General features: G+C 60.4%; 25 protein-coding genes. 12 read left to right on the forward strand and 13 right to left on the reverse strand.

Features of this window, described 5'->3' with window-relative positions:
* The 3 genes from ACZ5C7_RS19520 to ACZ5C7_RS19530 form a co-directional block, all read right to left on the reverse strand.
* Complete coding sequence (locus tag ACZ5C7_RS19520; RefSeq protein ID WP_464377925.1) at positions 1-771, reverse strand: methyltransferase domain-containing protein; 771 nt, start codon at positions 769-771, stop codon at positions 1-3.
* Between the two features lie 12 nt (positions 772-783).
* Entirely contained in the window at positions 784-1,389 is a 606-nt protein-coding gene (locus tag ACZ5C7_RS19525) for an OsmC family protein (protein ID WP_464377926.1), read from the reverse strand.
* Positions 1,390-1,583: 194 nt separating this feature from the next.
* A complete protein-coding gene (locus tag ACZ5C7_RS19530; RefSeq protein WP_464377927.1) occupies positions 1,584-2,408 on the reverse strand; it encodes a helix-turn-helix transcriptional regulator in 825 nt (274 codons plus the stop codon).
* A 369-nt stretch (positions 2,409-2,777) separates the two neighbouring features.
* Here ACZ5C7_RS19530 and ACZ5C7_RS19535 point away from each other — a divergent pair, with 369 nt between their 5' ends.
* Together ACZ5C7_RS19535 and ACZ5C7_RS19540 are read left to right on the forward strand one after the other, a co-directional pair.
* Positions 2,778-3,383 (forward strand): DUF1326 domain-containing protein, encoded by a 606-nt coding sequence (locus ACZ5C7_RS19535; protein WP_464377928.1) that lies wholly within the window; start codon positions 2,778-2,780, stop codon positions 3,381-3,383.
* A 25-nt stretch (positions 3,384-3,408) separates the two neighbouring features.
* Positions 3,409-4,200 carry a DUF2182 domain-containing protein gene (locus ACZ5C7_RS19540; protein ID WP_464377929.1) on the forward strand — a complete coding sequence of 264 codons (792 nt, stop codon included), beginning with the start codon at positions 3,409-3,411 and terminating at the stop codon, positions 4,198-4,200.
* A 168-nt stretch (positions 4,201-4,368) separates the two neighbouring features.
* Here the strand turns inward: ACZ5C7_RS19540 and ACZ5C7_RS19545 are convergent, their stop codons facing one another.
* The 3 genes from ACZ5C7_RS19545 to ACZ5C7_RS19555 form a co-directional block, all read right to left on the reverse strand.
* On the reverse strand, positions 4,369-5,874 hold the full coding sequence (locus ACZ5C7_RS19545) for an RtcB family protein (RefSeq protein WP_464377930.1): 1,506 nt from the start codon (positions 5,872-5,874) through the stop codon (positions 4,369-4,371).
* A 93-nt stretch (positions 5,875-5,967) separates the two neighbouring features.
* Positions 5,968-7,065 carry a DoxX family protein gene (locus ACZ5C7_RS19550; protein WP_464377931.1) on the reverse strand — a complete coding sequence of 366 codons (1,098 nt, stop codon included), beginning with the start codon at positions 7,063-7,065 and terminating at the stop codon, positions 5,968-5,970.
* A 171-nt stretch (positions 7,066-7,236) separates the two neighbouring features.
* A complete protein-coding gene (locus tag ACZ5C7_RS19555; RefSeq protein WP_464377932.1) occupies positions 7,237-7,692 on the reverse strand; it encodes an archease in 456 nt (151 codons plus the stop codon).
* A gap of 193 nt (positions 7,693-7,885) precedes the next feature.
* Between ACZ5C7_RS19555 and ACZ5C7_RS19560 the strand changes: the two genes are divergently transcribed.
* The 4 genes from ACZ5C7_RS19560 to bcp all read left to right on the forward strand — a co-directional run bounded on the left by ACZ5C7_RS19560 (position 7,886) and on the right by bcp (position 11,281).
* The gene (locus tag ACZ5C7_RS19560) at positions 7,886-8,362 is read left to right on the forward strand and encodes a GNAT family N-acetyltransferase (RefSeq protein WP_464377933.1); all 477 of its coding nucleotides are present in this window, start codon (positions 7,886-7,888) and stop codon (positions 8,360-8,362) included.
* A gap of 210 nt (positions 8,363-8,572) precedes the next feature.
* Positions 8,573-9,748 (forward strand): DNA primase small subunit PriS, encoded by a 1,176-nt coding sequence (gene priS / locus ACZ5C7_RS19565; protein ID WP_464377934.1) that lies wholly within the window; start codon positions 8,573-8,575, stop codon positions 9,746-9,748.
* Complete coding sequence (locus ACZ5C7_RS19570) at positions 9,745-10,692, forward strand: DNA replication complex subunit Gins51 (protein ID WP_464377935.1); 948 nt, start codon at positions 9,745-9,747, stop codon at positions 10,690-10,692. Before priS ends, ACZ5C7_RS19570 begins: the two co-directional genes overlap by 4 nt.
* Before the next feature lie 100 nt (positions 10,693-10,792).
* Complete coding sequence (gene bcp, locus ACZ5C7_RS19575) at positions 10,793-11,281, forward strand: thioredoxin-dependent thiol peroxidase (protein ID WP_464377936.1); 489 nt, start codon at positions 10,793-10,795, stop codon at positions 11,279-11,281.
* Between the two features lie 357 nt (positions 11,282-11,638).
* Here bcp and ACZ5C7_RS19580 read toward each other — a convergent pair whose 3' ends face one another.
* Entirely contained in the window at positions 11,639-13,903 is a 2,265-nt protein-coding gene (locus tag ACZ5C7_RS19580; RefSeq protein WP_464377937.1) for a CDC48 family AAA ATPase, read from the reverse strand.
* Positions 13,900-14,142, reverse strand: coding sequence for a DUF7127 family protein (locus ACZ5C7_RS19585; protein WP_464377938.1), 243 nt, complete (start codon positions 14,140-14,142; stop codon positions 13,900-13,902). The genes ACZ5C7_RS19580 and ACZ5C7_RS19585 overlap by 4 nt, the downstream gene beginning before the upstream one ends.
* A 194-nt stretch (positions 14,143-14,336) precedes the next feature.
* On the opposite strand from ACZ5C7_RS19585, the gene ACZ5C7_RS19590 reads away from it, so the two are divergent.
* The gene (locus tag ACZ5C7_RS19590; protein WP_464377939.1) at positions 14,337-15,107 is read left to right on the forward strand and encodes an alpha/beta fold hydrolase; all 771 of its coding nucleotides are present in this window, start codon (positions 14,337-14,339) and stop codon (positions 15,105-15,107) included.
* 43 nt (positions 15,108-15,150) lie between these two features.
* On the opposite strand, the gene panB is transcribed toward ACZ5C7_RS19590, so the two are convergent.
* Positions 15,151-15,963: a 3-methyl-2-oxobutanoate hydroxymethyltransferase gene (panB, locus tag ACZ5C7_RS19595; RefSeq protein ID WP_464377940.1), complete on the reverse strand. Its 813-nt coding sequence runs from the start codon at positions 15,961-15,963 to the stop codon at positions 15,151-15,153.
* Positions 15,964-16,096: 133 nt separating this feature from the next.
* Here panB and ACZ5C7_RS19600 point away from each other — a divergent pair, with 133 nt between their 5' ends.
* Positions 16,097-16,330 carry a DUF5822 domain-containing protein gene (locus ACZ5C7_RS19600; RefSeq protein ID WP_464377941.1) on the forward strand — a complete coding sequence of 78 codons (234 nt, stop codon included), beginning with the start codon at positions 16,097-16,099 and terminating at the stop codon, positions 16,328-16,330.
* A 97-nt stretch (positions 16,331-16,427) separates the two neighbouring features.
* Here ACZ5C7_RS19600 and ACZ5C7_RS19605 read toward each other — a convergent pair whose 3' ends face one another.
* Positions 16,428-16,967, reverse strand: a complete 540-nt coding sequence (locus ACZ5C7_RS19605) for an HAD family hydrolase (protein ID WP_464377942.1) — start codon at positions 16,965-16,967, stop codon at positions 16,428-16,430.
* Between the two features lie 158 nt (positions 16,968-17,125).
* Positions 17,126-17,530, reverse strand: coding sequence for a carboxymuconolactone decarboxylase family protein (locus ACZ5C7_RS19610; RefSeq protein ID WP_464377943.1), 405 nt, complete (start codon positions 17,528-17,530; stop codon positions 17,126-17,128).
* A gap of 314 nt (positions 17,531-17,844) precedes the next feature.
* Between ACZ5C7_RS19610 and ACZ5C7_RS19615 the strand changes: the two genes are divergently transcribed.
* Positions 17,845-18,174, forward strand: coding sequence for a transcription factor S (locus ACZ5C7_RS19615; protein WP_464377944.1), 330 nt, complete (start codon positions 17,845-17,847; stop codon positions 18,172-18,174).
* 128 nt (positions 18,175-18,302) lie between these two features.
* Here the strand turns inward: ACZ5C7_RS19615 and ACZ5C7_RS19620 are convergent, their stop codons facing one another.
* Positions 18,303-19,469, reverse strand: coding sequence for a class 1 isoprenoid biosynthesis enzyme (locus ACZ5C7_RS19620; protein ID WP_464377945.1), 1,167 nt, complete (start codon positions 19,467-19,469; stop codon positions 18,303-18,305).
* Positions 19,470-19,605: 136 nt separating this feature from the next.
* On the opposite strand from ACZ5C7_RS19620, the gene yqeC reads away from it, so the two are divergent.
* Together yqeC and ACZ5C7_RS19630 are read left to right on the forward strand one after the other, a co-directional pair.
* Complete coding sequence (gene yqeC / locus ACZ5C7_RS19625) at positions 19,606-20,403, forward strand: selenium cofactor biosynthesis protein YqeC (protein ID WP_464377946.1); 798 nt, start codon at positions 19,606-19,608, stop codon at positions 20,401-20,403.
* A gap of 30 nt (positions 20,404-20,433) precedes the next feature.
* A complete protein-coding gene (locus ACZ5C7_RS19630; protein WP_464377947.1) occupies positions 20,434-21,564 on the forward strand; it encodes a DNA methyltransferase in 1,131 nt (376 codons plus the stop codon).
* 293 nt (positions 21,565-21,857) lie between these two features.
* On the opposite strand, the gene ACZ5C7_RS19635 is transcribed toward ACZ5C7_RS19630, so the two are convergent.
* Entirely contained in the window at positions 21,858-22,520 is a 663-nt protein-coding gene (locus ACZ5C7_RS19635) for a potassium channel family protein (protein ID WP_464377948.1), read from the reverse strand.
* Between the two features lie 264 nt (positions 22,521-22,784).
* Here ACZ5C7_RS19635 and ACZ5C7_RS19640 point away from each other — a divergent pair, with 264 nt between their 5' ends.
* A complete protein-coding gene (locus ACZ5C7_RS19640; protein ID WP_464377949.1) occupies positions 22,785-24,266 on the forward strand; it encodes an NCS2 family permease in 1,482 nt (493 codons plus the stop codon).
* Positions 24,267-24,328 lie beyond the last annotated feature (62 nt).

A 24,328-nucleotide genomic window follows, 5' to 3' on the forward strand; every position in this document is an offset into this window, starting at 1 on the left:
TTAGTGTTTGCGGGCGTTGAGCGAGATGCTCTTGACGCCGTATTTCTGGCAGGCGTTCGCCGCCTGATCCGAGACGAACTCGTACTGTGGATTCTCCTGGAATTCCAGTACCTCAAAGCCGGCAGTTTCAATCAATCCCGTGTAGTCATCGGCCTGCTCGGCCCCCCCGATACACGCCGCCCAGAGATCCGCATCGGTCTTGATACTCTCTGGCAGCTGTCGTTCGCTGATGATGTCGGATAAGGCCAACCGTCCACCCGACTTGAGTACCCGATGTGCTTCTTCGAAGACACGCCTCTTCTCCGCAGAGAGGTTGATCACGCCGTTCGAAATCACTGCGTCGAACGACGCGTCCTCGAACGGGAGGTCCTCGATGTATCCCTCGCGGAAGGTAACGTTGTGGAAGCCGTTGTCCGCAGCGAGGTCGTTCGCTTTTTGAACCTGCTCGGGAGTCATGTCCACGCCCGTGACTGACCCGGTCTCGGTGACGTTCATCGCGGCGTAGAAGGCATCCATCCCCGATCCGCTACCGAGGTCGAGAACCTTCTCGCGCGGTTCGAGAGCCGCCATGTCGAAGTAGTAGCCGACGCCTGCGAACGAATCGATCGCCTCGCCGGGAACGTAGGTAAGGATGTCCGGATCGTAGCCGAGCCGCTCGGTGAGGGTACGGCCCGTCTCGAAGTGGAACTCGGCGTCAGTGGACACCGCGACATCCTGGTACATCAACTTGACCTCGCGTTCGAGTTTCTCCGTGTCGAGTGAATCACTCATTGTTGCTCACCGTTAGTCGTCGCCCGCCACCTCCACGGGCGTGTTGACGGTCATATCAACATCTTGATCGAGCGAGACGAGCGTATAGACAGGCGCTCGGCGCGCCCACTCGTCGATCAGATCCTCGTCGAGGCCCTCACCATCGATTTCGACCTCGACAGTCAGATTCTCGAAGACCGAGTCGGACTCTTTGAGTTCTTCGAGACTAAAGAGGACCGCTGGATCGAAGTCGGTCCGGACGCGCGTCCGGAGGTGGTCGATGTCCACGCCGTTGGCGGCGGCGTTGATGGTGATGCCGACGTTGATACAGGCGGCCAACGCCGACAGCGCGACTTCGATCGGTTCCATCCGATCGCTCGCGCCGACCCATCCACCAGCGTCGAGGACTTCTTTCCACCCGCCGTAGGGAAGGGTGTACTCGCGCGTTTCACGCGCGATCGTCTCGCCGCCGAGCTCGTAGCTGTCGATCTTCGCCAGGCTGTGTGCGGCCGTTCCCTCGTAGGTTGCGGACGCTCGGAGGCCGAGCTGGACCTCGTCGGGATGGCTGGCTGCGTGTTCGGCAAACCCCTCGAGTGTTTCGAGATCGATGCCGTGTGCGATCTGCGGATCGTTAGTCATGGTATGTTGCCTCCTCGCAAGAGACGCTACGAAGCCGAAGATAAAGTAGCTATTTTGTGATATTTCGGCAGTTCCTCGCGTTCCTGCAGACCCTGAAAACGGCTCACCAACTGCAATTTGGAGCTGATCGTTACCGAACCGCTTCTCGTTCCATACTTCACGTCACGATCAGGTCAAAAGTCGGACTTGTAGCGTCATTCGACGAACTGCTGGGGTTCAATCGGCCGAGCATCGGATCGGTAGCGTTCGTAGACCGACAGCGCCCACTCGCGTACCGCCGGTACGTCGGTATCGATTACTGCCTGAACCGCCCCACTATCCTGCTCGTAGCAGCTAATGGTGACGCACTCGTCAAGCAGACCGATTCCATATGACGGTAATTCGTCGTGTTCGAGTACCGTGAAATTGTCTTGTTGCAACAACTCGGAACTGCGCTCCGGATACGTCGAAAGAAAGTACATATGGCAGTTCGGTCGGTCAATCACCGTTACGTCTACGTCGTCATCGATCTGTTGACAGAGAACGTCAAAACAGGGGTCCATCAAAGCAACTTCTGGCCGGAGATATCGTAACGAGGTCGTCTTTTTGAAAAGCGACTCGAATCGCTTCACCGGATCGTATGGGACATCGGGGTCGGCAACAGTTACAGTCAGCTCTGACCAGATCTCGATCGGGAACTCGCTGACCTCGTCTGGGAGCCAGTGCCAGACGTCACGCAACTTTCGCTCGGTTTCGACCCGGTTGAGCAGGTCTTCCGTTCCGGATGCGATCGCCTCTCCTAGCCGGGTTGCTACGTACTGGTAGCCGTCTTTGCGGATCCAGAGCCGTTCTTCGAATTCGTTCAACGTCCGCCGTATCGTGGACGAGGAAACACCAGTCACCTCGCAGAGTTCGGAGCGACTCCGTGGACGCTCTGTGAGCGCAACGAGTGCCGGGATTCGGTGTTCTGACCGCGCGAGATACGCGACGTCACCGATCGGCGAGTCTGGAGTATAGTGACCCATGCTATCAAGGCTCATGTTTTGGGTACGCAAAGGAGCACGAAAACTATTGGGGGCTCTTACACGACGATAATACGATTGGTAGAAACAGTCCATGAACTGGCGTAGGCGACGGTTTCAGAGTTTTTCGACTGTCATAAATTGCCTGTCCCAACCGACGCTCGCCAGCGTGTTGTAGCGAGCTAAAATGAACATTCGACTGCACGGATCGATTGAACAGTACCTCCGGAAGGCTGAATTTCTCGCTTCAGTGGTTGCGCGAACGTCAGCGACTGCCAGATCGTCATTGGTTAACTACTTGCAATTATTTGTTGAATTCTCACATCCGACCCTCAACGAGACTAATTCGCTTTGAAGAGGATTGTGACGGGGTCGAGGAGCATACCAATGACACAAGACTGGAACCTCAAAGGCGACTTCATCGAGGCGTGCAACTGTTCGGTCCCGTGCCAGTGTCTGTGGTACGAACCAGCAGACGACGACAAATGTACGTTTGCCGGATTCTGGAATATCCAGGAAGGGGCGTACGAGGATGTGTCCCTAGACGGGCTCGGAGCAGGGATGCTCGTTTGGGAGGACGGCATCCTTCTCGACGGCGGGTGGCACGTCGTCCTCGTGATCGACGAGGCTGCTGATGAAGCGCAAGCGGAGGCACTCGAAACCATCTTCTCTGGCCAGGCAGGCGGGTTGTTTGAAGCCGCCGCGCCGCTGATCGACACTGTCGAAGATAGTGTTGTGGTGCCGATATCCTACTCAACGGGGGACGGCCACCTCTCGTTCAGTGCGGGCGATATCGTCTCGATCGAGACCGACAAAAGCGTCGGCTTCGGCGATAGCCAGGGGTCAGCATACCCCCACCCGTTCATTCCGCCGGACGAAACAGCGAATATCGGCAAGACGACCGAAGCGACCGTTGCCTTCAATGACGACTTCTCGTGGGACGTCGGCGGCAATAACTCGTACTTCGGTGAGTTCGAAATGGCGAATACCTGAGTTCTCCACATATTTCTTTCCCGGTATGACCACACGAAAGACCGAACAGCAAATCCTCACCGTCCGCCAGCTTCCGCTCATCGCCATCGTCATGTACGTGCTCGTACTCGGTGCATGGATTGCAATCCTCTGGCGATGGGTCCCAATGCCGGGAGGCGAGATGGATATGCAGATGTCTGACCCGGGCGTCCCCGAAGCGATGGCGATTGGACAGGGTCCCATCGGCGTCGTGCTCTATCTGCTCATGTGGGGGACGATGATGGTCGCCATGATGTATCCCTCAACGGTGCCGTTGTTCCGGCTGTATAACGGGACACTGCAGGATCTCTCCAGACCCGCAAAAGCCGCAAGGCTGAGTGCGTTGCTCGGGGTGTATACACTCGTCTGGACGCTCACCGGCCTCATTCCACTGGCAGTCAACGCGCTGGTCCCACTCGTATCGCTAGTAAGCAATCACGGGCCGCTCCTCATCGGAGGCGTACTCCTACTGCTCGGGGGATACCAACTATCGCCGTACAAATACCAGTGCCTCGATAAATGTCGATCACCGTTCGGGTTTCTGATGACCTACCATCGGCCCGGGATTCGCGGTGCCGCGAGTATGGGTTTGCGCTTTAGCCTCTTCTGTGTGGGGTGCTGTTGGGCATTGTTCGCGTTCATGGTCGTTGCCGGCTCGATGAACATCCTCTGGATGGCGATCATCGCGCTCGTTCTCTCGCTCGAACGAACGGTTTCGTGGGGCCCACAATTGGCTAAAGCAGTCGGCATCGTCGCTGGGATTTCCGGGGTCCTTCTCATCGCGGTCATGATGGTGTAATGTACCGAGGATGATGAGAGTATGCGCGCTATACGTAACGCGCTGTAAGGGAAATCCCTAACAGTACGAGTGAAGACTATCCTGACATATCTGCAAAATAGGGGTTCAGTTCGATGAAACCGAACGATACAATTTCGTAGGAACGTTCAGACGAGTCTCGAGCCGAATCTATCCCTTAATGTTACACACCGGGAACGTCCGCGCGACCTTATCCCCGATTCCAAGTTCGTCGGAGACTTTGACGACCTCGTCGACGTCCTTGTAGACGCCCGGCGCTTCCTCGGCGATGGTTGCCCCGGACTGGGCTTTCACGTAGATCTGCTCCTGGTCCTCGAGTTCCTGTTGGACGTCGCCGCCCCAGTAGTCGTTTTTCGCCTGCGTTCGGCTCATCAATCGGCCCGCGCCGTGGGCGGTCGACCCGAACGTGAGGTCCATCGAAGCCTCGCCGCCGCGGAGGACGTAGCTTCCAGCACCCATACTCCCGGGGATGATCACGGGCTGGCCGACGTCGCGGTAGGCCGCGGGCACTTCGGGGTGCCCCTTCGGGAACGCTCGAGTCGCACCCTTGCGGTGGACGTAGAGTTCCCGCTCCTCGCGCTCTTCGCTCCCGTCGGCTCGCACGGGTCGGCCCTGCTGATCGACCCCGACCGTGTGGGTCTCCTTCTTCGCGATGTTGTGAGCGACGTCGTAGAGCAGGTCCATCTCCATTTCCTCCCAGGATCGCTCGAAGACGCGCTCGAAGACCTTCCGTGTGCGGTGCATGATCAGCTGGCGGTTGACCCATGCGAAGTTGATCGCGGCGTTCATCGCCCCGTAGTAATCCTCGGCGAGTTGGGATCCAGCGGGTGCCGCCGCCAGCTCCTTGTCGGGCAACTGCTCGAGCATTCCCTGGTGTTGTTGTTCGATTTTTCGCAGGTAGTCGTTGCACGTCTGGTGGCCGAGCCCGCGAGAGCCACAATGGATCAGCACGACGATCTGGTCCTCCTCGAGTCCGAACGCCTCCCCGACCTCGTCGTCGAAGACGTCGGTCACGCGCTGGACCTCGAGGAAGTGATTCCCCGACCCGAGCGAGCCGATCTGGTTCTTCCCGCGGTCTTTGGCCTTCTGGGAGACCTTCGAGGGATCCGCTCCTTCCCGCATCCCCTCGTCCTCGCAGTGGAGGAGGTCGTCCTCGACGGCGTGGCCGTTCTCGAGCGCCCAGTCGACGCCGCGGGCGAGGATCTCCTCGACGTCGTCGATTCCCGACTCGACGATACCGCCGCCGCCGAGACCCGACGGAATGTTGGCAAAGAGCGAGTCGACGAGCTCCTCTTCCCGACCCGTAACCTCGTCGTAGGTCAGGTTCGTCCGCATCATCCTGACGCCGCAATTGATATCGTAGCCGACCGCTCCCGGCGAAATACAGCCGTCCTCGGCGTCGAGTGCGCCGACACCACCGACGGGGAAGCCGTAGCCCTGGTGGCCGTCGGGCATGCAGATCGCGTAGTCGGTCATCCCCGGCAGGTGCGTCGCGTTCTGTAACTGCTCTAAGGTCTTATCCTCGCTGATCTCCTCGAGGAGCGCCTCGCTTGCGAGGACGCGAGCGGGCGTCCCCATCTCTCCCTCCTGTTTCACTTCCCAGACGTACTCCCGAATCTGCTCGAGCGTGACGCCGTTTGCGTCGAACGTAGTCATACCTCAAAATCGGACGCCGACGGTGAAAGATGTTCGTCTCTTCGGCCGCCGAGTAGCACATTCCGATCGGTTCGCAATTTCAGATGCGACGCGTTACTGCGTCGCCACCGGAGCCGCCTCCTCGAGTTCCTCTTCGACCCGTTCGGTCCGGTTATCGAGTCCGTACGGCCCGCTACCGGTGATAAGCAGGACCGAAGCCATTCCGAATAGGGCGACGTGTGCGAGAACCGGATCGTCCGGCAGTGCAAACAACGTGAGCGTAAACATCGCGATCGCGGTCGCCGCACTGGCTCTGGTGAACAGTCCGATGATGAGCGCGGTTCCGAGCGCGATCTCGGCGAGTCCGGCACCCATCACCCAGAGCTCGGGAGCGACTGGGACGACCGCCGTGAGATCGTACTGGTCGACGACCTCGAGCGCCAGACCGGGTTGGAGGATCTTCTGTGTCGCGCCGAGATAGATGAACGTCGTCCCGAGGCCGAACCGAACGACCGTCGGAAGATACTGTCTGTAGGGATCTATCCGGTCTTGGAACGATCGGGCGTGATCATAAATGGGGTCGAACCTACCGTAGATCGTCCCCGGAGTGCCGGCGACTCGCTGGAGAACGTGATCCGCGCTCGGTTTTCCGCTCCCGATCAACGCGATGGCGAGCAACCCGCCGACGAACTCGAGTTGGAGGAGAAGCGTCGGCCAGATCACCGTTCCGACGAGATAGACCGCAAGCGTCGCGAGCGCAACGACTCGAGTCGCGAACCCGAACAACAGCAAGAATCCAAGTCCGACCTGGAGGATACGCAGTTCGACCTCGAGCGCGGGGCTGATGAAGTAGCCGCCGAAACCGGCACCGATCAGCGGGATGCCAAAGGAGATCCGCAACAGCCACGGAACGTACTCGACGTACTCGTCCATCGCGTGACTGAACGCGGCGATATCCCGTTGAAACGGCTGGAACCAGAGATAGCAGAATACGACACCGAGAACGACGAGTCCGCCAGCCAGCAACGGACCGACGACCATCGGGTCGGTGAGCGAATCGGCGAGAAATTCGTCGACCGGGACGTTCTGCTCGCCGTCGACGACGTACTCCTCGTGAGCGCTGACCGAACTGACCGCCGCGACGAACCAACAGGCGGCGATCGCGAACCAGACTCCGATCCGGCTCGGTCGAACATCGGATCTTCGAAACATAGCTAATGATACGCGGACGGCGGTAAAAACGACGTGGCTACGGCTCGCTTTTCGCGGCCGTTCAATCCAACAACGAGGAGCCAAAGCCGCAGACGGTCTGCTGTAACTGTTTACCGTCGCGTTCGCAGGCGAGTCGCGGGCGCGACGGTAATGACTCTACAGTAGTCCGTGTCAGACGTCGAATACGACGTACGCTTCCCAGCCGTCCTCGGTCTCCTCGAGTCGCATCTCCGAGTAGGTGACCGCTTTGATCTCTCGAGCGGTGATTTCAGACAACGGAACGCCTCGCGCCGTTGCCTCGATCGAATACGTCGGGTCGACCGGCAAATTGCCGTCAGCTTCGGGCTCGGGGGAGTCAGCGGTTTCGATGCGGTCGACCTGGTTATCGACGGGAAGCTCGAGACGAACGTCGCGAAGGTAAATCAGCTCGTCGACGTAATCGAACAACAGCGCCTCGAGATTCTCCGCGCTCACCGTAAGCGAGAACCGGTCTCCGCCAGTTTGGGGGATGTCTTCGGTCGAGGCGGCGGCGAGTCCGTCCGCGACTGCTCCGAAGACCGACTCGAGACTGTCCCCGGTTGCCGCAACTGCGATATCAGCAGTGTGTTCTCGGAGTTCGAAACCCATCGGTTCCCGGTTTATTGGCGAGGACCGTATGGCCGTCGGTTCGACGGCACGTTTGACTTACCGTGTCCGGTAGTCCGAGCCCGTTAACAGTTCGAAAATCGTCTCCTTTACCGAAGCTATCAAAAAAGCGTACAACCCTCCACGAGTTCGCATGCCGGTGGAATTATATTGACGAGACTGTTAGAAGACGGTAGTGAGCGTCAACATCGACAGTCGCGTCGTCACCTCGGGAAGTGACGATTTTGTCGACGAAGCCTGGCAACTCAAAGAGGAGATCAACGACCGCGTTGGTGTCCTCAAACAGCGACATAGTTTCTTCACCGACGCTTATCGCCGCTCGACGGTCCACATCTATCTGCAAGACGACGAACTGATCGGCTTTGCGGCCGTTCGACGCGACGGCTACATCCTCTTTCTGGCCGTCTCGCCCGAGTGTCAGGGCGAGGGGATCGGCAAGCGACTCGTCGCGCGGGTCGCAGAGGAGTACGACACGATCACCTGTCACGCCCGGACGACCAACGAAGACGCACTCCGGTTCTACGAACATCTCGGCTTCGAGATCAACCGCCGAATCGACAACTACTACGAGGACGGCGGCGACGCCTACTACCTCAAACTCGGCTCGAGCAGCGGTATTACGGACAAGATTTCCGAGTTGATGCGCCGGTAACGCCGAGAGTTTCCCACTCGTTTCTCCCGCCCTCACTACTGGACCGAAATCCGCTTGCGCTCTTCGGAGAGAGATTTCGCCACTATCTCGATTCTGCCTGCACATATTTCGTTATTATATCACTCGAGATGAGTCCCTCCGTTCGTTGTCTTTCGAGCGTTCGGGACTTTCGGGAAGATTATAGTCTCCCGTCTCAGATACCGTGGACGAATGGAGGAGCGAACGAGAGCGTATCTTCGAGGCCGATTTCGTGATCACTACCGTCGAACGGAGATTACGCTCCCGCCCGAAGCGAACGAACGCGAGTGGGGGTTTATCCCGTGGACCGAGGGGCCGGGAACGACGATGGTCAGACACCGATCCCTGCTCGAGTTGGGGGATATCGAGGAGTTTCTCGTCCGCAAACGTCCGCAGCACGTCTACTTTTCTGCGGGACGCTACCGCGATCCGGGCGCGGGCTCGATGACTGAAAAGGAGTGGCGATCGTCGGATCTGGTCTTCGACCTCGACGCCGACCACCTGCCGAGGGTCACCCTCGGCGAGGATTCCTACGCGGAGATGCTCGGCAAGTGTAAGGACGCCCTGCTTCGCCTGCTCGAGTTTCTCGAGGACGATTTCGCCTTCGAGAACATCGAGATCGTTTTCTCCGGCGGGCGGGGGTATCACGTCCACGTTCGCGACGAAACCGTCAAACACCTCGAACGGGAACACCGCCGAGAGATCGTCGACTACGTTCGCGGCATCGGGCTCGATTTCGAGGAGCTGATCGAAACGGAGACGGTCGCCGGACTCGGTCGAAAGACGCCGACCGAACGTCGTAATCTACGAGTTGACGGCGGCTGGGGGGCTCGCATCCACGAGCACTTCATGGCCTTCATCGAGGACTTGCTCGAGATGGACGACAAGGACGCCCTCGAGCGATTGCAGGAGTTCGACGGTATCGGCGAGGGAAAAGCCGAGGCGACCCTTTCGGCCGCTCGAAACAACCGCGAGGGCCTCGAGGCTGGCAACGTGACGGTACACACGGCCATCGCGCAGTTGGCCGAACGGTTCGCGTCGACTGCGGTCGAGCGGGATAACGCCCCGATCGACGAACCGGTGACGACCGACACGAATCGACTCATCCGGCTCCCGGGAAGTCTCCACGGCGGGAGCGCGCTGACGACACAACGAATCGCTCCCGAGGATCTCGAGGCGTTCGATCCGCTCGTGGACGCGGTTCCGGAAACGTTCACCGGCCACGAGGTCGCGATCGACGTCGACCGCGGCGGAACGGTCGAACTCGGGGGCGATATCTTTACAGTCCAGGAGGGTGACCAGTCACTACCGGAGTACGTCGCCATGTTTCTCATGGCACGTGGCCGCGCCGAAAAGGAAAAAGAATGAATCTCGACGAACTACGCTCGGTCCAGAGCAAGGAGCGCCAGAAGGATAGCCTCCAGAATTTGCGCCCCTCGTTCTACCAGGAAGTTGGCGAGTACATCGCGGACCTCGAGGACGAGCGCGATCGCGCGGCGGAGACCGCTGACGATCCGTTTGCCTCGCCGGAAGTGAGCCAACTCACCGACGAGATCGAGACCGCCAAAGACGTCGTCGAGGCGATATACGAGCGCCGAATGGGAAAACTCGTCAAGCAGGCGAGTCTCTCCGCCGCCGGCATGGCCGGAAACGACGAGGGCCTCACGGCCGAGGAAGTCGATCTCTTCGACGACCTCGTCGATCGCATCCAGTCGAACAAAAATCGGGTGCTCGACGTGCTCGAAGGCGTCGACGCTGAGACGGGGACGGTCGAGGATCGCGACCAGGCGACGACGGCCGATCGACCGTCTTCACCGACGGATCAGGATCGATCCGCTCGCGAACCCGCGGATCAAGCGCCGTCCGAAACGCCGCCGGAGAGCATCGACCCGGACCAGTCGGTTCCCGACACGGACGAGCCGACTACGACCGGAGACGCGACGCCCGGGGCCGACTCGAGCGGTGTCAGTGCCGCAGACGTGATGGGCGGCGACCCGCCGGAATCGCCGGAACAGCCGGATTCCGCGGAATCATCGACAGACTCGGAGCCGACAGTTGGTAATTCACCCGAAACACCGGCAACTGATGGCGGCGCAGGGACCGACTCGAGCGGGAGCGCCGATCCCGATGACGACACAGCGGCCGACGAGCCCTCGCTCGATCGGCTCACCGTGAAGATCACCGAAGATGTCGGTTCGATCCTCGGCGTCGACGACCGGGAGTACACGCTCGCGGCCGACGACGTCGTCACCCTCCCCGAACAGAACGCGACGCCGCTGGTCGAGCGCGAAGCGGCCGAGCAACTGGACTGAGACCGGCTCCACGAGGGAACAACCGGAAGAATACTCCACGCGATCCTCGAGCACCGGGCCGAATCACAATACATACAACTACGCTCTCCAAGACGGTTCCATGCTCGAGGTTGGCGACGACGCACCCGAATTCGAACTGCCGAACCAGCACGGAGAGACCGTTCGCCGATCGGATTTCGACGGCCAACGCCTCGTCGTCTACTTCTATCCGCGTGCGAACACCGAGGGCTGTACGACCGAAGCGTGTGGCTTCGACGATTCGCTCGATCAGTTCGCCGAGCTCGATACCGCCGTCGTCGGCATCAGCGACGATTCGGTTTCGGACCTCGAGAAATTCGCCGACGACTACGACCTCGAGTTCGACCTCCTCGCCGACGAGATGGGCGAGGTCTCGACGCTGTACGAATCCTACGGCGAAAAACGGATGTTCGGCAACACGTTCGACGGCGTCTTCCGGAATACGTACGTCGTCGGCCCGGACGGAACCATCGAGGCGGTCTACGAGGGTGTCTCGCCGGAGGACCACGCCGAAGCGGTGCTGGCTTCGCTCGAGGAGGGCCCGAACGAGGTCTGCTCGAGTACTATCTAGGATCCTCTTCTCTGCTCGGATGAATACTGGTCGAGCGCGATAGCAAATAGAGTTATCAGTAAACTCAACCACATCAGGACCACCCAACTCCCCTCAGCAGCCGGCGCCATCTCGTTGATGATGGCCTCTATTCCTGCAATTATCGTTAGTTGAAGGCCAAGGATTCCGATCAATACTGCTCTCATTCTGCGTTGGTGTTTATAACAACGCGAAATACGTCTTTCTGTCGTACCATACAGTAGACCTATACGACGAGTGATCCGTTACTAATTCCTTAGTCGATGCTCCTCGAGCTACGTCACGTCCGAGAAAACCGTCGGAATCGCAAACCGAAGAGCCGTACCGCCTGTAGGCGATTTACTGGAAGGTTCGACCCAGCTGATCGCTCTCTCCGCTCGGGTCCGCCTGCTGGAACTCCTCTTCGAGATCTTCGTACTGCTCTCGAGTCTCGGGGGTCACGCTCGGCTGGACCTCCTCAAGGGCTTGCTCGAAGTGTTCCTTGCTGATGCGGACGTTTTCGATGCTGTCTGCCATCTCCTCGCGGTCGACCGAGTTGATGAACTCCCGGCTCGCGGCCATCGAGGCTTCGCGGCAGACGGCTTCGATGTCGGCACCGACGTAGCCCTCCGTTTCGGCGGCGAGCCACTCGAGGTCGACGGCGTCGGCCAGCGGCTTGTCGCGCGTGTGGACCTCGAAGATCCGTTCGCGGCCCTCCTCGTCCGGAACGGGAACGTGGACGTGTCTATCCAGTCGACCTGGACGGAGCAGGGCGCTGTCGATCAGATCGGGTCGGTTCGTCGTCGCGATGACGACCACGTCCTCGAGTTCCTCGAGGCCGTCGAGTTCGGTCAGCAGTTGGCTGACGACGCGTTCCCCGACGCCGGAGTCGGTGGTGTTCCCGCCGCGTTCGCCGGCGATGGAGTCGATTTCGTCGAAGAAGATCACGGTCGGTGCGTTCGACCGAGCCTTCTCGAAGACCTCGCGGACGCCCTTCTCGGACTCTCCGACGTACTTGTTGAGCAGTTCGGGGCCTTTGATCGAGATGAAGTTCGATTCGGCCTCGTTGGCAACCGCCTTGGCGAGCAGCGTTTTCCCGGTTCCGGGCGGGCCGAACATGAGGACCCCCTTGGCGGCCTGCATGTCCATCGCCTCGAACACGTCCGGGTAGTCGAGCGGCCACTGGATAGTTTCGCGCAGGCGTTCTTTCGTGTCTCCGAGTCCGCCGACATCGTTCCAGGTGATGTCCGGTACTTCGACGAAGACCTCCCGGAGCGCCGAGGGTTGGATCCCCTTGAGCGCCTCCTTGAAGTCCCGCTCGGTGACCTGCAGACTCTCGAGGACGTCCGCATCGATCTCGTCGGACTCGAGGTCCAGTTCGGGCCGGATCCGTCGAAGCGCGTTCATCGCGCTTTCGCGGGCGAGACTCTCGAGGTCCGCCCCGACGAAGCCGTGAGTGTTGGACGCGTAGTGTTCGACGTCGACGGAGTCCGAAAGCGGCATCCCTCGAGTGTGGACCTGCAGGATCTCCTTGCGGCCCTGTTTGTCGGGAACGCCGATTTCGATCTCCCGATCGAACCGACCGCCGCGACGGAGTGCGGGATCGATATCGTCGATACGGTTGGTCGCGGCGATGACCGTAACGCGACCGCGCTCCTCGAGGCCGTCCATCAGCGAGAGCAGTTGGGCGACGACGCGGCGTTCGACGTCGCCGCCTGCGTCCTCGCGTTTGGCGGCGATCGAGTCGAGTTCGTCGATGAAGATGATCGCCGGAGCGTTCTCCTCGGCTTCCTCGAAGACCTCGCGGAGTTGTTCTTCGGACTCGCCGTAGTACTTCGACATGATCTCCGGACCGGAGATGGTCTCGAAGTGGGCGTCGATCTCGTTGGCGACCGCCTTCGCCATCAGCGTTTTGCCGGTCCCTGGCGGGCCGTGCAAGAGAACGCCCTTCGGCGGTTCGATACCGAGTTGCTGGAACAGTTCGGGGTGGCGCATCGGCAACTCGATCATTTCTCGAACCTGGTCGAGTTCGTCGTCGAGGCCGCCGATGTCCTCGTAGGTGACATCCGGAATGCCTTCGGACGCTCCACCGGGGCCGGAGCTGATCTGCTCGGCCGGCGTCTCCGAGATTTCGATATCGGTCGAGTCGGTGATGACGACCGTTCCCGACGGCGAGGTGCTCGCGATTTTCAGCGGCACCGACTGACCGGAGCTCGCCATCGGTCCGAACGAGAGTGAAAACGGTACCGTCTGGCCCTCGGTGACGGCCTGTCCGCTCAACTTATCGCGGACGAGCGGGCCGATATCGCCCCGGATACGGAGGTTTTGCGGGAGCGCGACGGTGACGGCCGTTGCCGGCTTGACGTCGGCCTTCTCGACGGAGACGCTGTCGTCGATCCCGACGTTTGCCTCCTGTCGGAGCCGACCGTCGATTCGGACGACGTTCCGTCCCTCGTCTTCGGGATAGCCGGGCCAGACTCGGGCAACGGATTGGCCGTCACCTTTGCCCTCGATCGTGATGTAATCCCCGTTCTCGAGGCCGAGCTCGCTCATCGACACGCGATCGATCGCTGCGAGTCCGCGTCCTGCGTCTTTTTGCTTGAGGGGTTTGACGGTGAGTTTCATAGGTTGTCCTCCAGTTCGATAGTGAGCACGCCGTTTCTGATAAACGTGTGCGCATCCGTCTGCTCGACTGGTAGGTCGAACTCGTATTGGTCGTCGTCACTCACGATAATGACCGTTCCGTCGACGAGGTCGACCGACGGTTCCGCCACGCTAGTGCCGAGGTCGATCGCGATGACCGATCCGTCGTCGTACTCGTATTTGCGAGCGAGTTGATCGCTCGTGAATTGCTCAATGTTCATTGTAACTAACCCTAAGTTAGCTCTCCTAGTATTTATATCTTTCGCAGATGAACCCCAAGAGGGCGAGAGGGTAGCGAAAAAGACCTTGAACGCAGTTCCGCCTCGCCGATGAAGCGACTCTTCCGCAACTCTCGAGGGACGAGGGCGGGAAACCAACTCGGGTATTTATGCACGCTGTTATCGTCCGTCATCACATGAACACGGTCACCCACCACGGACGGGGGACGGCGTACGCTACTACGGAGGCGAACGGGGCCAACAAAACGATTTGCTTCGTACACGGCAGCGGTGGTTCACAGGACGTGTGGCGCTTTCAAGAGTCGCTGTCGGATCGCTACGAAATCGTGGCACTCGATCTGAGCGGACACGGCGAGTCGGAGGACATCCAGGCGAACTCGGGCTACGCGTCACTGTCGGCGTACGCCGACGACGTGCTTGCGGTCCTCGACGAAACGGATTCGGACGTTCTCGTCGGGAACTCGCTCGGCGGGGCCGTTATCCTTCACGTTCTCCTCGAGCGGTCGTTCGAGCCCGAGGCGGCTATTCTGACCGGGACGGGTGCCCGAATGGGCGTACTCGACGACCTTCTCGACTGGCTCGAGTCGGATTTCGAGCGGGCCGTCGAGTTCCTCCACGAACCAGACAGGATCTTTCACGACCCCGATCCCGAACTGCTCGTGGCCTCTCGCGAACGAATGCTCGAGTGCGGGCAGGAAGTTACCTACCGCGATTTCCTCACCTGTCATCGGTTCGACGTTCGAGACGAACTCCACAGAGTCGAAGTCCCAACGCTTGCGATTTACGGCGAGTACGACCAACTCACACCACCGTGGTACCACGAGTATCTCGCCGACGAGATTCCCGACGGGTCGGTCGCAGCAATCGAACAGGCCGCACACCTCCCGATGCTCGAACGATCGGAGGCGTTCAACGAGACGGTAGCCGAATTCCTCGAGTCGCTATAACGCATTTTGTCACGCTCTCGAGGATTTGCGCGTTCTCCGTCGTTCAGTAAATATCTTCGAGATCGCTCTCCTCGTGACCGTGCTCGTCGGCGGGGAACTCGCGTTCCTCGACCGCAGAAACGTACTCGTCGACCGCAGACTCCATCTCCGAACGGACGTCGCCGAACTGTTTCGAGAACGAGGGCGTCCACTCGCTCAGGCCCACGGCGTCGTCGAAGACGAGCACCTGCCCGTCGCAGTGGGGACCCGCACCAATCCCGATCGTCGGGATATCGATCGCTTCAGTTATCGTTCGGGCGAGATTCGAGGGCACGTGCTCGAGGACCAGTGAGAACGCCCCCGCGTCCGCGTGAGCTTCGGCGAGCTCGAGCATTCGATCCGCGGCCTCCTGATTCGTTCCCTGACGGGGGTATCCGCCGTACTGGTTGACGTGCTGTGGGGTCAATCCGAGGTGGGCCATCACCGGAATTCCGAGCTGGACCATTTTCTCCGTGATATCGACCGTGTGCGGACCGCTCTCGAGTTTGACCGCTGATGCCCCCTCCGCTTTGAGCATCCGACCGGCGTTTTCGACGGTCGTCGCCTCGTCGACGCCGAAGGAGAGAAACGGCATGTCCGCAACGACCAGCGCGTCGTCAGTCGCTCGAGCGACGGCCCCGACGTGGCTAGCCATCTCGTCGACGGTCACGGGAACTGTCGTCTCGTATCCGAGCGTGGTATTCCCGACGCTGTCGCCGACGAGAACGACGTCGACGCCCGCTTCGTCGACGATTTCGGCCGTCGGCGCGTCGTAGGCGGTTAGCACCGTGATAGGGTCCTCGCCCGTCTGCTCTCTGAGGTCGCGTACGGTTACCATGCACACAGCTTCGTCCCCGAGCAGTAAACAGCATTGTTATTCGGATACGACCGTAACGATCCGTCTTCGCGTAGCGGCGAGGACTCGTCCCGCGGCACTTATTAGGACTGCACGGCGAGAACAACTCGTGCTCGTGCCAGAACCCGTCGAAACCAGTTCACCCGACGGCGTCGATTTCGGATGGGTGATGCAGGTTACGTTCGTCGCAACCATCGCCGTCGGAGCGCCCATCGTCGCACTCCTTTCGGTCCCCGTCGATCTTCCGAACTGGGGTGCTCGCGTAGAGTTCGCGATCCGGGTCGGTGCAGTCATCTGGATTATCACCGCCCTGTCGGTATTTACGTACGCGAAACGCCAGCAAGCGTAGCACTCGAGTCAGCAGCGCTCCCAAATCAACGTAACGCTCAACCCGGTGCTGCGCTCTGTCTGCTGCCTCTAAGTCGCCCAAGATGTACTCCCGAGAATCAGCGCTGTGAGGTCCGGTCGTCGACGTACTCGAAGTCGATCCCCGCACGTTCCGCTGCGAGTTCGTCCGTCTCTGAATCACCGACGAACAACGTCGCCGTCGGATTCACGGAGAGCATTCGAATCGTCTCGATCAGCGGCTCCGGATCGGGTTTTCTCGTCGGAATCGTATCGCGACCCACGACGGCACCGACCGCATCTGCGAGCCCGTGCTCCTCGAGTGCGATACGACAGGCGGCTTCGCAATTGAGCGAGCAGACGCCCACCGGCACGTCGCGCTCGAGAAGGTCGTCTGCGTGAGCCAGACGATCCGAGTTGTGGGCACCTTCGCGCTCGTGATCGGCGATGGTCTCCTCGATTTCGCTGGCCAGCCCGACGGAGCTCGAGGCGTCGAGCATCTCCCAGAGTTCGGCACTCGGGGGTTCGACCCCACCGTAGGCGTAGACGGCGAGCACGTCGATAGCGACGGCTTTCCAGTCGACGGCGAGATCGACCAACGTTCCGTCTAGATCGTACACAACCGCGTCGTACTCGGTCACGTTCGATGATACCGCCCGTACCTGAATAGTGACTTCGATTCTGGCAATCGGCTCCGAACGGCGACTACTCTCGAGTCGGCCAAAGTGCCGAGAGCTCCTCCCCGAAGCGCCGAGAATCGTACGACATCGGAGACAAAAATGAGTTCAGACACGGCGGTTCAGTCGTCGCCGGGAGCCGGTGCCTGCTGTTCTTTGATGTGGTCGACGATCGCTCCGGTTTCGGTTACGAACTCGTCGTAGTCCATCTCCGCACCGTGCAAGACTGTCGAGAAGTATCGGACGTCGCCGGCGACGGCGACCGCTTCGGCCATCTCGTCGTCGGTTACCTCCTCGAGTTTCGCTTCTTCCCTGTGGAAGTGGATGCAGTAGGGACACTGAATGGCCGAGGCCGCACCGAGTGCGACGAGAGCCTTTTCGCGCTGTGTGAGTTCCGTTTCTCCGAGTTGGAGATCCCGGACGACTTCCCAACTATGATCCGCCGCGGACTCGGGAAGCGCTTCGATCCAGCCTGGGACCTGCCCGAAATACTCCGTTATTTCTGTTTCTGTCTCTTTCGATACCATTTTCCTCCTCCTCGTTTCTGGATCTCGCCGCGACCGCGTTCGACGGGACTCGATTACCGAGGTGTCGTCGAGAGATCCGTATCCTTCTAGGCGATGCACGGAGATGAACCTATCTCGCTCTTCTTTCCGGGTACTCGTCGTGTTTCTAGTCGGAATTCGACCAAGCACAACGACGCAACCGGATAGACACAACGACAGTTGCTGTCTGCACACCAATAGCTGCCAGCTACGGAACCGACGATGATTCTTCGCGGAACCGGAAAGCGAACGGACTAATCCTTAGGGTTTTTGCGCGCCGACCACCAACGCGTGGTATGCAGTTCTGCGACGAGTGCGGCTCGATGATGAAAGCCGACGGCGAGCAGATGGTCTGTACGAACGACGATTGCGGGCTCTCGAGCGACCGCGATAGAGAGCGCGAATCGGAGTTCGTCAGCACGGAAGCCCAGACGGACGGCGAGGTGATCGAATCCAGCGAGGAAGCGAACTTCGAAGGGAAGCCGATCGCGACGGATATCATCTGCGACGACTGCGGAAATCAGGAGGCGTGGTACGAACTCAAACAGACCGCCTCCGCCGACGAGCCGCCGACGCGATTCTTTAAGTGCACTGAATGTGGCTATCGGTGGCGTGGCTACAACTGAGACGGACTGCTGTAACGATTTACCGGCTCGTCCTCAGGACGGGTCGCGGTTGTGCCGGAAATGAATTACAGCGGTCCGTATGAGGGGGTACCGACTGACAGTGGTCCGTACGAAGGACCGACCGGGCCCTACGCCGCTCTCGCCGCTCGCAGTCGAGAGAACGCGTCCTCGAGATCCGTCGGCATCGTCGACGCCGCCAGCGTCTGAACGTGCACCAGCGAGATGATCGCAGGCGCGAGTCGCTCTCCGGGGAGCCTCGCCGCCTCGCGACCGAGTTCGGCCGTCGGAACGCCGTGGAGCGGCGACTCGCGAATCACGGAGTCGATGTACTCTCGCTTCGTCGTTTCATCGCCCGTGAGTTGGCGGTGGATCGTTCGTTGAGATCCTTCAGACACCGACTCCTCGACCGGCCTCGAGCAGACGGAGTCACAATACCACTCGAGCGCTCGCGACGTCGCCTCGAGAATCGCTTCGTTCGAATAGTCGCCGGCCTCGTGGAACCGACGAGCCGCGGTCTCTGTTTCGGCCTCCCGTGCCTCCACGAGAGCCTCGAGTTCCGCCGGGACGTCCGACTCGAGGACTGCGTCGACAACGGCCTCGCTCGAGTCGGTCTCGTCGACGGTGTCCTCCTCGAGAAGCATGAGTGGTGCGTTGACAACGTCGTTTTCGACATCTTCGGGGAGGTCCTCGACGTCATCGAAGACCGTGTAGACGAACAGGAGGTTCCGCGAGATGGTCGCAATGCGCCCGAGTTGGATCTCGGGGTAGAGGCCGGCGGCGCCGACGACGCTTGCGACCAGGTCTCCCCAAACGGATCCGCGCTGATCGAGCCGCCTGACCGCGTCGGCCTTCGACGCCGAGGTGGGGTCGAACCCGTCTTCGTTGAGTTGGCCGACGCCGATTTCGCGGATGCTCGAACTAACCTGACTCGTTTCGACCCCTTCGGGCAGTTCCTCGAGGCGGTCGATCAGTTTCGCAAACACCAGATCGCCGACCGTCACGTGCTGGTTCAGGAACTGTCTGGTGGGCAGGTCTCCCGTGAGACCACCGGCGCGTTTCGCGGCGTCGAGCGTCGGCTCGTCGATCGCGTCGTCGTGCAAACTGCTCGAGACGAACAGGAGCGCTGGGAGTTCGGCGGCGATATCCGCGAGCCGTTCGTCTTCGGACTCGAGATAGGTGAACGCGTAGACGACGATGCCGAGGAGCCCACCCTGATCGCTGTACCGCTCGATCTTTCTCGAGAGCGACGGGTGGATCTCCTGGCGCTCCAGCAGATCGTCAGACAGGAGGGACATACTGGTGCCATGGAGGGGTGGATAAATCAGTGTAGTGGACGCTTCGTTCGCTCCCGCGAATCGGACACTACCGCAACGCAATTACCGACGCCGCGTCTCGCCACACTGATTTGGCCAGCCCGCCTACCGTAGTCGCATGAACATTCTCGAGGCGCTTCGCGCCGAGTCGGGAACCGTCTGTACGGTTGGTGCAGGAGGGAAGAAAACGACCCTCTATGCCCTCGCATCGCGTGCAACCGAGGGAATCGCGCCGAAAACCGTCGTCACGGCCAGCGTCCGAATCCCGTTCTTCGACTCGCACGTCGAGCGAGTTGAGATAACCGATGAGCCGATCTCGGTGCTCGAGGAGCGAGCGGGCGGCGAACCGGGAACGGACGGCGGAACGGAGACGAGCGGCGCGAACGGGAACTGGCCGCTGGGCCTCGTTCCCGACCGCGCGGACGAAGAACGCTACGGCGGCTACGACTGCGAAACCGTCGACGAGATCGACGCGTCGGGGAAAGCCGATCTCGTCCTCGTCAAAGCCGACGGAGCACGGATGCGCGACTTCAAGGCACCCGACGACCACGAGCCACAGCTTCCTCGGTGTACGGATACCGTGATTCCGATCGCGAGCGCACACGTCGTCGGCGAACCGCTGTCGACGGAGCTCGTTCATCGACCGGAACTCGTCACCGATATCACCGGACTCGAGCGGGGCGAGGAGATCCGACCGGCCGACGTGGCGGCCGTGCTCGCGAGCGAGCAGGGTGGGATGAAGGACGTTCCCGAGGACGCGACGGTCGTTCCGTTGCTCAACAAAGTCGACGACGAGGGGCTTCGCGACACCGGAACCGAAATCGCGACGGACCTGCTTGAGCGCTCCGAACGGATCGATCGCGTCGTGCTGGCACAGATGATCGACGACGACCCCCTCGTCGACGTTCTCGAGTAGCTTTAAGCCGGATCGACGACCACTCCGCATATGACCGAGGATGAGCGCCACCGTCAGAGTCGCCTTTTTACCGACGACGACGGAACGTTCGACGCCGAACGCGCTCGAGACGAGTCGCTGCCGGTCGAGGACGGCGAGGTAATCGATACCGACGAACTCTCGGACCACCAGCAGTACCTCGAAGGGAGGGGGATCTACGACGAACGAAACCGCGTTAACGACCTAACCGGACGGGAGTGGAAGTACGCGACGAAGTCGGTGATCGCCGAGGGGTACCCGCCGGACGTCCAACACGATCTGCGGAGCGAACACGGCGGACAGAAGCCTCCGCGACTCTGTGCGGAACTGATCGGGCGCTTCAGCAAGGCCGGCGATACCGTTCTCGATCCGTTCGCCGGCGTCGGGGGAACCGTACTCGGCGCGAGTTTCTGCGAGCACGAGGGAACGGGCCTTCGCGAGGCGATCGGCTTCGAACGGAACCGGCAGTGGATCGAAATCTACGAGAGCGTCCTCGAGGAGGAGAACGCCGAGCGCGCCGGGCGAGGCGACCCGCCGCTCGCCGAACAGGACGTTCGTCACGGGGATTGTGGGTCGCTAATCGAGGAGATCCCTGACGACTCGGTCGACCTGCTGCTCACCGACGTTCCCTACTGGCGCATGGACGAACTCGAGCAGACCCGAAACGAACGGGCGACTCGAGAGAGTAAACTGGGTTCGTTCGACGGGGAACGGACGGAGGATGACGGCAGTGAACTCGCCGAAGAAGTAGCTGACGGCGATGAAGTCGCCGAAAAGGTAGCTGACGGCAGTGAACTCGCCGAAGAAGGAGTTGCCGACGACGGCGAATCGGAGCCAGTCGGGCAGACGAAAACGGAGTGGCTCGAGGACATGGGCGAGAAGTTCGCCCGGTTTACGCGAGCCGTCGACCCGGACGGATATCTCGTCGTCTTCATCGGGGACATGTACCGCGACCAGTCCTACGAGTTCCTTTCGGCGGATCTCGCTCGAGCGATCGAATCGACCGCAGCCGTTCGGCTCGTCGCCAACCTGATCTGGTACGACCCGTCGAAAGACCTCCACGTGTACGGCTATCCGTTTTCGTTCGTCCCCTCGATGGTCCACCAGAACGTGCTCGTCTTTCGACCCGACTCGGCGGATTGACTAGCACGTAAAGAATGGGCGATTGAAGCACATTTCCTCACCGTCTGACGATCGTCACGCAACCGTCTGACACAGTTTTATCATATATCGTGCCGACGAATCAAACAGGCGCGCACCGCGTGACGGGTACCAACTTCCCCCCATCCTCCCGTCAGCGCGCCTCCCCCCATTCGCTCCCCACTTTTCACACCCACCCTCCACTCCCAGTCCGTCACTAACTGGAACGTTCGAGGGGGAACTGACTGCGCGAACGTTGGTCGAAGAAAATGCAAAGAGGAGCCAGTGCGGAGCCGCTAGCTTGAGGCAGGCGAAAGCGTCGCGTGCACGTCCGCAGCGGCGTCGGTTTCCGTGATGATCGCGACCTCATCGCCGACGGCCAGTTCCGTTCCGGGCAGTGGAATCGTCAGTGGGTCGAGGTCGTGTCCGTGCGCGTAAATTCGAGCGTTCCCCGGTAACTCGAGTTCGCTGATTCGTTTGCCCACGGCCGGCGAGCCGTCCGTGATTTCGACGACCGTGAGCTGGAGGTTCGCGGTGAGATCCGCGACGACGTTGAAGTCGCCGCCGAGCAAGGCGGTTTTCGCCCCCGCCGCGCCGAGTCGCTCGGGATAGATAATCTCGTCGACATCTTTAGCGTACTTTTCGTAGATGTCCTGGCGATAGTCTTCGTCGATCCGAAGCACGGTCCGGCAACCGTGGTGGGAGCCGACCATGCAGGCCGCGAAGTTGACGTTCAGGTCCGGCGTGAACGCACCGATCGCATCGGCGGTATCGATTCCTGCCTCGAGCAGGACCTCCTCGTCCGCACCGTCTCCGTGGAGAGTCTCGAACCCGTTCTCCGCGGCTCGGTCGATCCGGTCCGTATCGTTGTCGACGACGATGACGTCGTGTCCTTCCTCCGAGAGAACCCGCGTCGTTCGCGATCCGACGCGACCGTATCCCACGATAACAAACCTCATAGGTTAGCGTACGTGGTCGACGGTCAAATACGTTGGTCCCGACGGGAGAGTGATTCGGTCAGTCGCGCTCGGGACTTGAGACTGTGGATCCGAAATCGACGATGTGGACAGTCCTATTTCGAGAGTTAGACAGTTCCAGTTGAGTTCGGAGATTGATACGAACTCCTGCCGAATAGCGGCGAACATACACGAACGTGCATTACATCTCGCCAGAGAAGACAGGAAGCGTTAAATTGCCGGTGTCGCTATGCTCGTTTATCCAACATGGGGGCACGTGAGACGATCGCGGAGTTTTTCGACTTCGACGAGCACGGGACAGATTTTAAAACAGAGTCGCTGGCGGGGCTCACGACGTTTTTGGCGATGGCGTACATCATCGTCGTGAATCCGGCCATTCTCAGCGACGCGATCCTCTACGATCACGAGGCCGGTGAAACTCAGGAAACGACCGCGATCAACGGCGTCGAATACGCGTCCGGCGAAATCATTCAGATGCTCGCCGTCGCGACGATCCTCGCCTCGATCGTGGCTATTCTGGTGATGGCGCTGTACGCGAACCGACCGTTCGGGCTCGCGCCGGGAATGGGGCTAAACGCCTTCTTTACCTACACTGTCGTCGTCATCCTTGGCGTTCCGTGGGAACTCGCACTCGCTGCGGTGTTCGTAGAAGGAATCATATTCATCGCGTTGACGGCCGTCGGCGCTCGGAAATACGTCCTGGAGCTGTTCCCCGAACCCGTCAAGTTCGCGGTTGGCGCCGGTATCGGCGTCTACTTGCTGTTTCTCGGACTGCAGGAAATACAGCTCGTGGTTCCCTATGATAGTACGCTCATCACGCTCGGGAACGTCCTCGAGAGTCCGGTTGCCGGGCTCTCGCTTGCCGGTCTCACCGTTATGTTCCTGCTGTACGCTCGAGGCGTCAAGGGCTCGATCGTCATCGGTATTATCACGACGGCTATCGCGGGCTGGGCGCTGACGCTCGCCGACGTCTTCGAACCCGACGTCCTCACGCCCGAGGGGTCCTACGACGAGGTAACCAACGACGGGATTCTCTCGATGCTCGCGTCGGTCCAGTACGACTTCACGCCGTTGTTCTGGGGATTCGTCGACGGCCTCGGAATGATCACCGACGAGCCGCTCGTCTTCCTGCTGGTCGTCTTTACGTTCTTCTTCGTGGACTTCTTCGACACCGCGGGAACGCTCATCGGCGTCTCCCAGATCGGCGGCTTCCTCGACGAGGACGGCGACCTCCCCGACGCTGAAAAGCCGCTCATGGCCGATGCGGTCGGCACGACCGTCGGCTCGATGATCGGTACCTCCACGGTGACGACGTTTATCGAGTCCTCGACCGGTCTCGAGGAAGGCGGTCGAACCGGTTTCACCGCGCTCGTCGTCGGCGGCTTCTTCGCGCTCTCACTGCTCGTCGTGCCGCTGATATCCGCGATCCCGCAGTACGCGACCTATCTCGCGCTGGTCGTCGTCGGGATCATCATGCTACAGGGAGTGGCCGACATCGACTGGCAACATCCCGCCTGGGCGATTTCGGCCGGATTGACGATCACGATCATGCCGCTGACGACATCGATCGCGAACGGGCTCGCGGCCGGTATCATCAGCTATCCGCTGGTCAAATTCGCGATGGGCGAGAAGCGCGACGTCTCGGTCGGACAGTGGCTGCTTGCAGCGTCGTTCATCGTCTACTTTATCGCCTACTTCGCAGTCGAGGCTGGCGCGATCACGTTCTGATCGGTCTCGTCTCCAGCACCGACCCGTTTCGCGGCTGTACATGGCAACCAATGTACTCATAC

It is taken from the genome of Halostagnicola alkaliphila (genome assembly GCF_055379965.1).

Bases quoted from the DNA above. Each gene is read 5' to 3' on its own strand.
- ACZ5C7_RS19580 (WP_464377937.1), bottom strand. From the start codon at position 13,903: ATGAAACTCACCGTCAAACCCCTCAAGCAAAAAGACGCAGGACGCGGA.
- ACZ5C7_RS19525 (WP_464377926.1), bottom strand. From the start codon at position 1,389: ATGACTAACGATCCGCAGATCGCACACGGCATCGATCTCGAAACACTC.
- ACZ5C7_RS19630 (WP_464377947.1), top strand. From the start codon at position 20,434: ATGACCGAGGATGAGCGCCACCGTCAGAGTCGCCTTTTTACCGACGAC.
- ACZ5C7_RS19640 (WP_464377949.1), top strand. From the start codon at position 22,785: ATGGGGGCACGTGAGACGATCGCGGAGTTTTTCGACTTCGACGAGCAC.
- ACZ5C7_RS19620 (WP_464377945.1), bottom strand. From the start codon at position 19,469: ATGTCCCTCCTGTCTGACGATCTGCTGGAGCGCCAGGAGATCCACCCG.
- ACZ5C7_RS19530 (WP_464377927.1), bottom strand. From the start codon at position 2,408: ATGAGCCTTGATAGCATGGGTCACTATACTCCAGACTCGCCGATCGGT.
- ACZ5C7_RS19570 (WP_464377935.1), top strand. From the start codon at position 9,745: ATGAATCTCGACGAACTACGCTCGGTCCAGAGCAAGGAGCGCCAGAAG.
- ACZ5C7_RS19540 (WP_464377929.1), top strand. From the start codon at position 3,409: ATGACCACACGAAAGACCGAACAGCAAATCCTCACCGTCCGCCAGCTT.
- ACZ5C7_RS19545 (WP_464377930.1), bottom strand. From the start codon at position 5,874: ATGACTACGTTCGACGCAAACGGCGTCACGCTCGAGCAGATTCGGGAG.
- ACZ5C7_RS19590 (WP_464377939.1), top strand. From the start codon at position 14,337: ATGAACACGGTCACCCACCACGGACGGGGGACGGCGTACGCTACTACG.
- priS (WP_464377934.1), top strand. From the start codon at position 8,573: ATGGAGGAGCGAACGAGAGCGTATCTTCGAGGCCGATTTCGTGATCAC.
- ACZ5C7_RS19550 (WP_464377931.1), bottom strand. From the start codon at position 7,065: ATGTTTCGAAGATCCGATGTTCGACCGAGCCGGATCGGAGTCTGGTTC.
- ACZ5C7_RS19585 (WP_464377938.1), bottom strand. From the start codon at position 14,142: ATGAACATTGAGCAATTCACGAGCGATCAACTCGCTCGCAAATACGAG.
- ACZ5C7_RS19555 (WP_464377932.1), bottom strand. From the start codon at position 7,692: ATGGGTTTCGAACTCCGAGAACACACTGCTGATATCGCAGTTGCGGCA.
- yqeC (WP_464377946.1), top strand. From the start codon at position 19,606: ATGAACATTCTCGAGGCGCTTCGCGCCGAGTCGGGAACCGTCTGTACG.
- bcp (WP_464377936.1), top strand. From the start codon at position 10,793: ATGCTCGAGGTTGGCGACGACGCACCCGAATTCGAACTGCCGAACCAG.
- ACZ5C7_RS19535 (WP_464377928.1), top strand. From the start codon at position 2,778: ATGACACAAGACTGGAACCTCAAAGGCGACTTCATCGAGGCGTGCAAC.
- ACZ5C7_RS19520 (WP_464377925.1), bottom strand. From the start codon at position 771: ATGAGTGATTCACTCGACACGGAGAAACTCGAACGCGAGGTCAAGTTG.
- ACZ5C7_RS19615 (WP_464377944.1), top strand. From the start codon at position 17,845: ATGCAGTTCTGCGACGAGTGCGGCTCGATGATGAAAGCCGACGGCGAG.
- ACZ5C7_RS19610 (WP_464377943.1), bottom strand. From the start codon at position 17,530: ATGGTATCGAAAGAGACAGAAACAGAAATAACGGAGTATTTCGGGCAG.
- ACZ5C7_RS19635 (WP_464377948.1), bottom strand. From the start codon at position 22,520: ATGAGGTTTGTTATCGTGGGATACGGTCGCGTCGGATCGCGAACGACG.
- panB (WP_464377940.1), bottom strand. From the start codon at position 15,963: ATGGTAACCGTACGCGACCTCAGAGAGCAGACGGGCGAGGACCCTATC.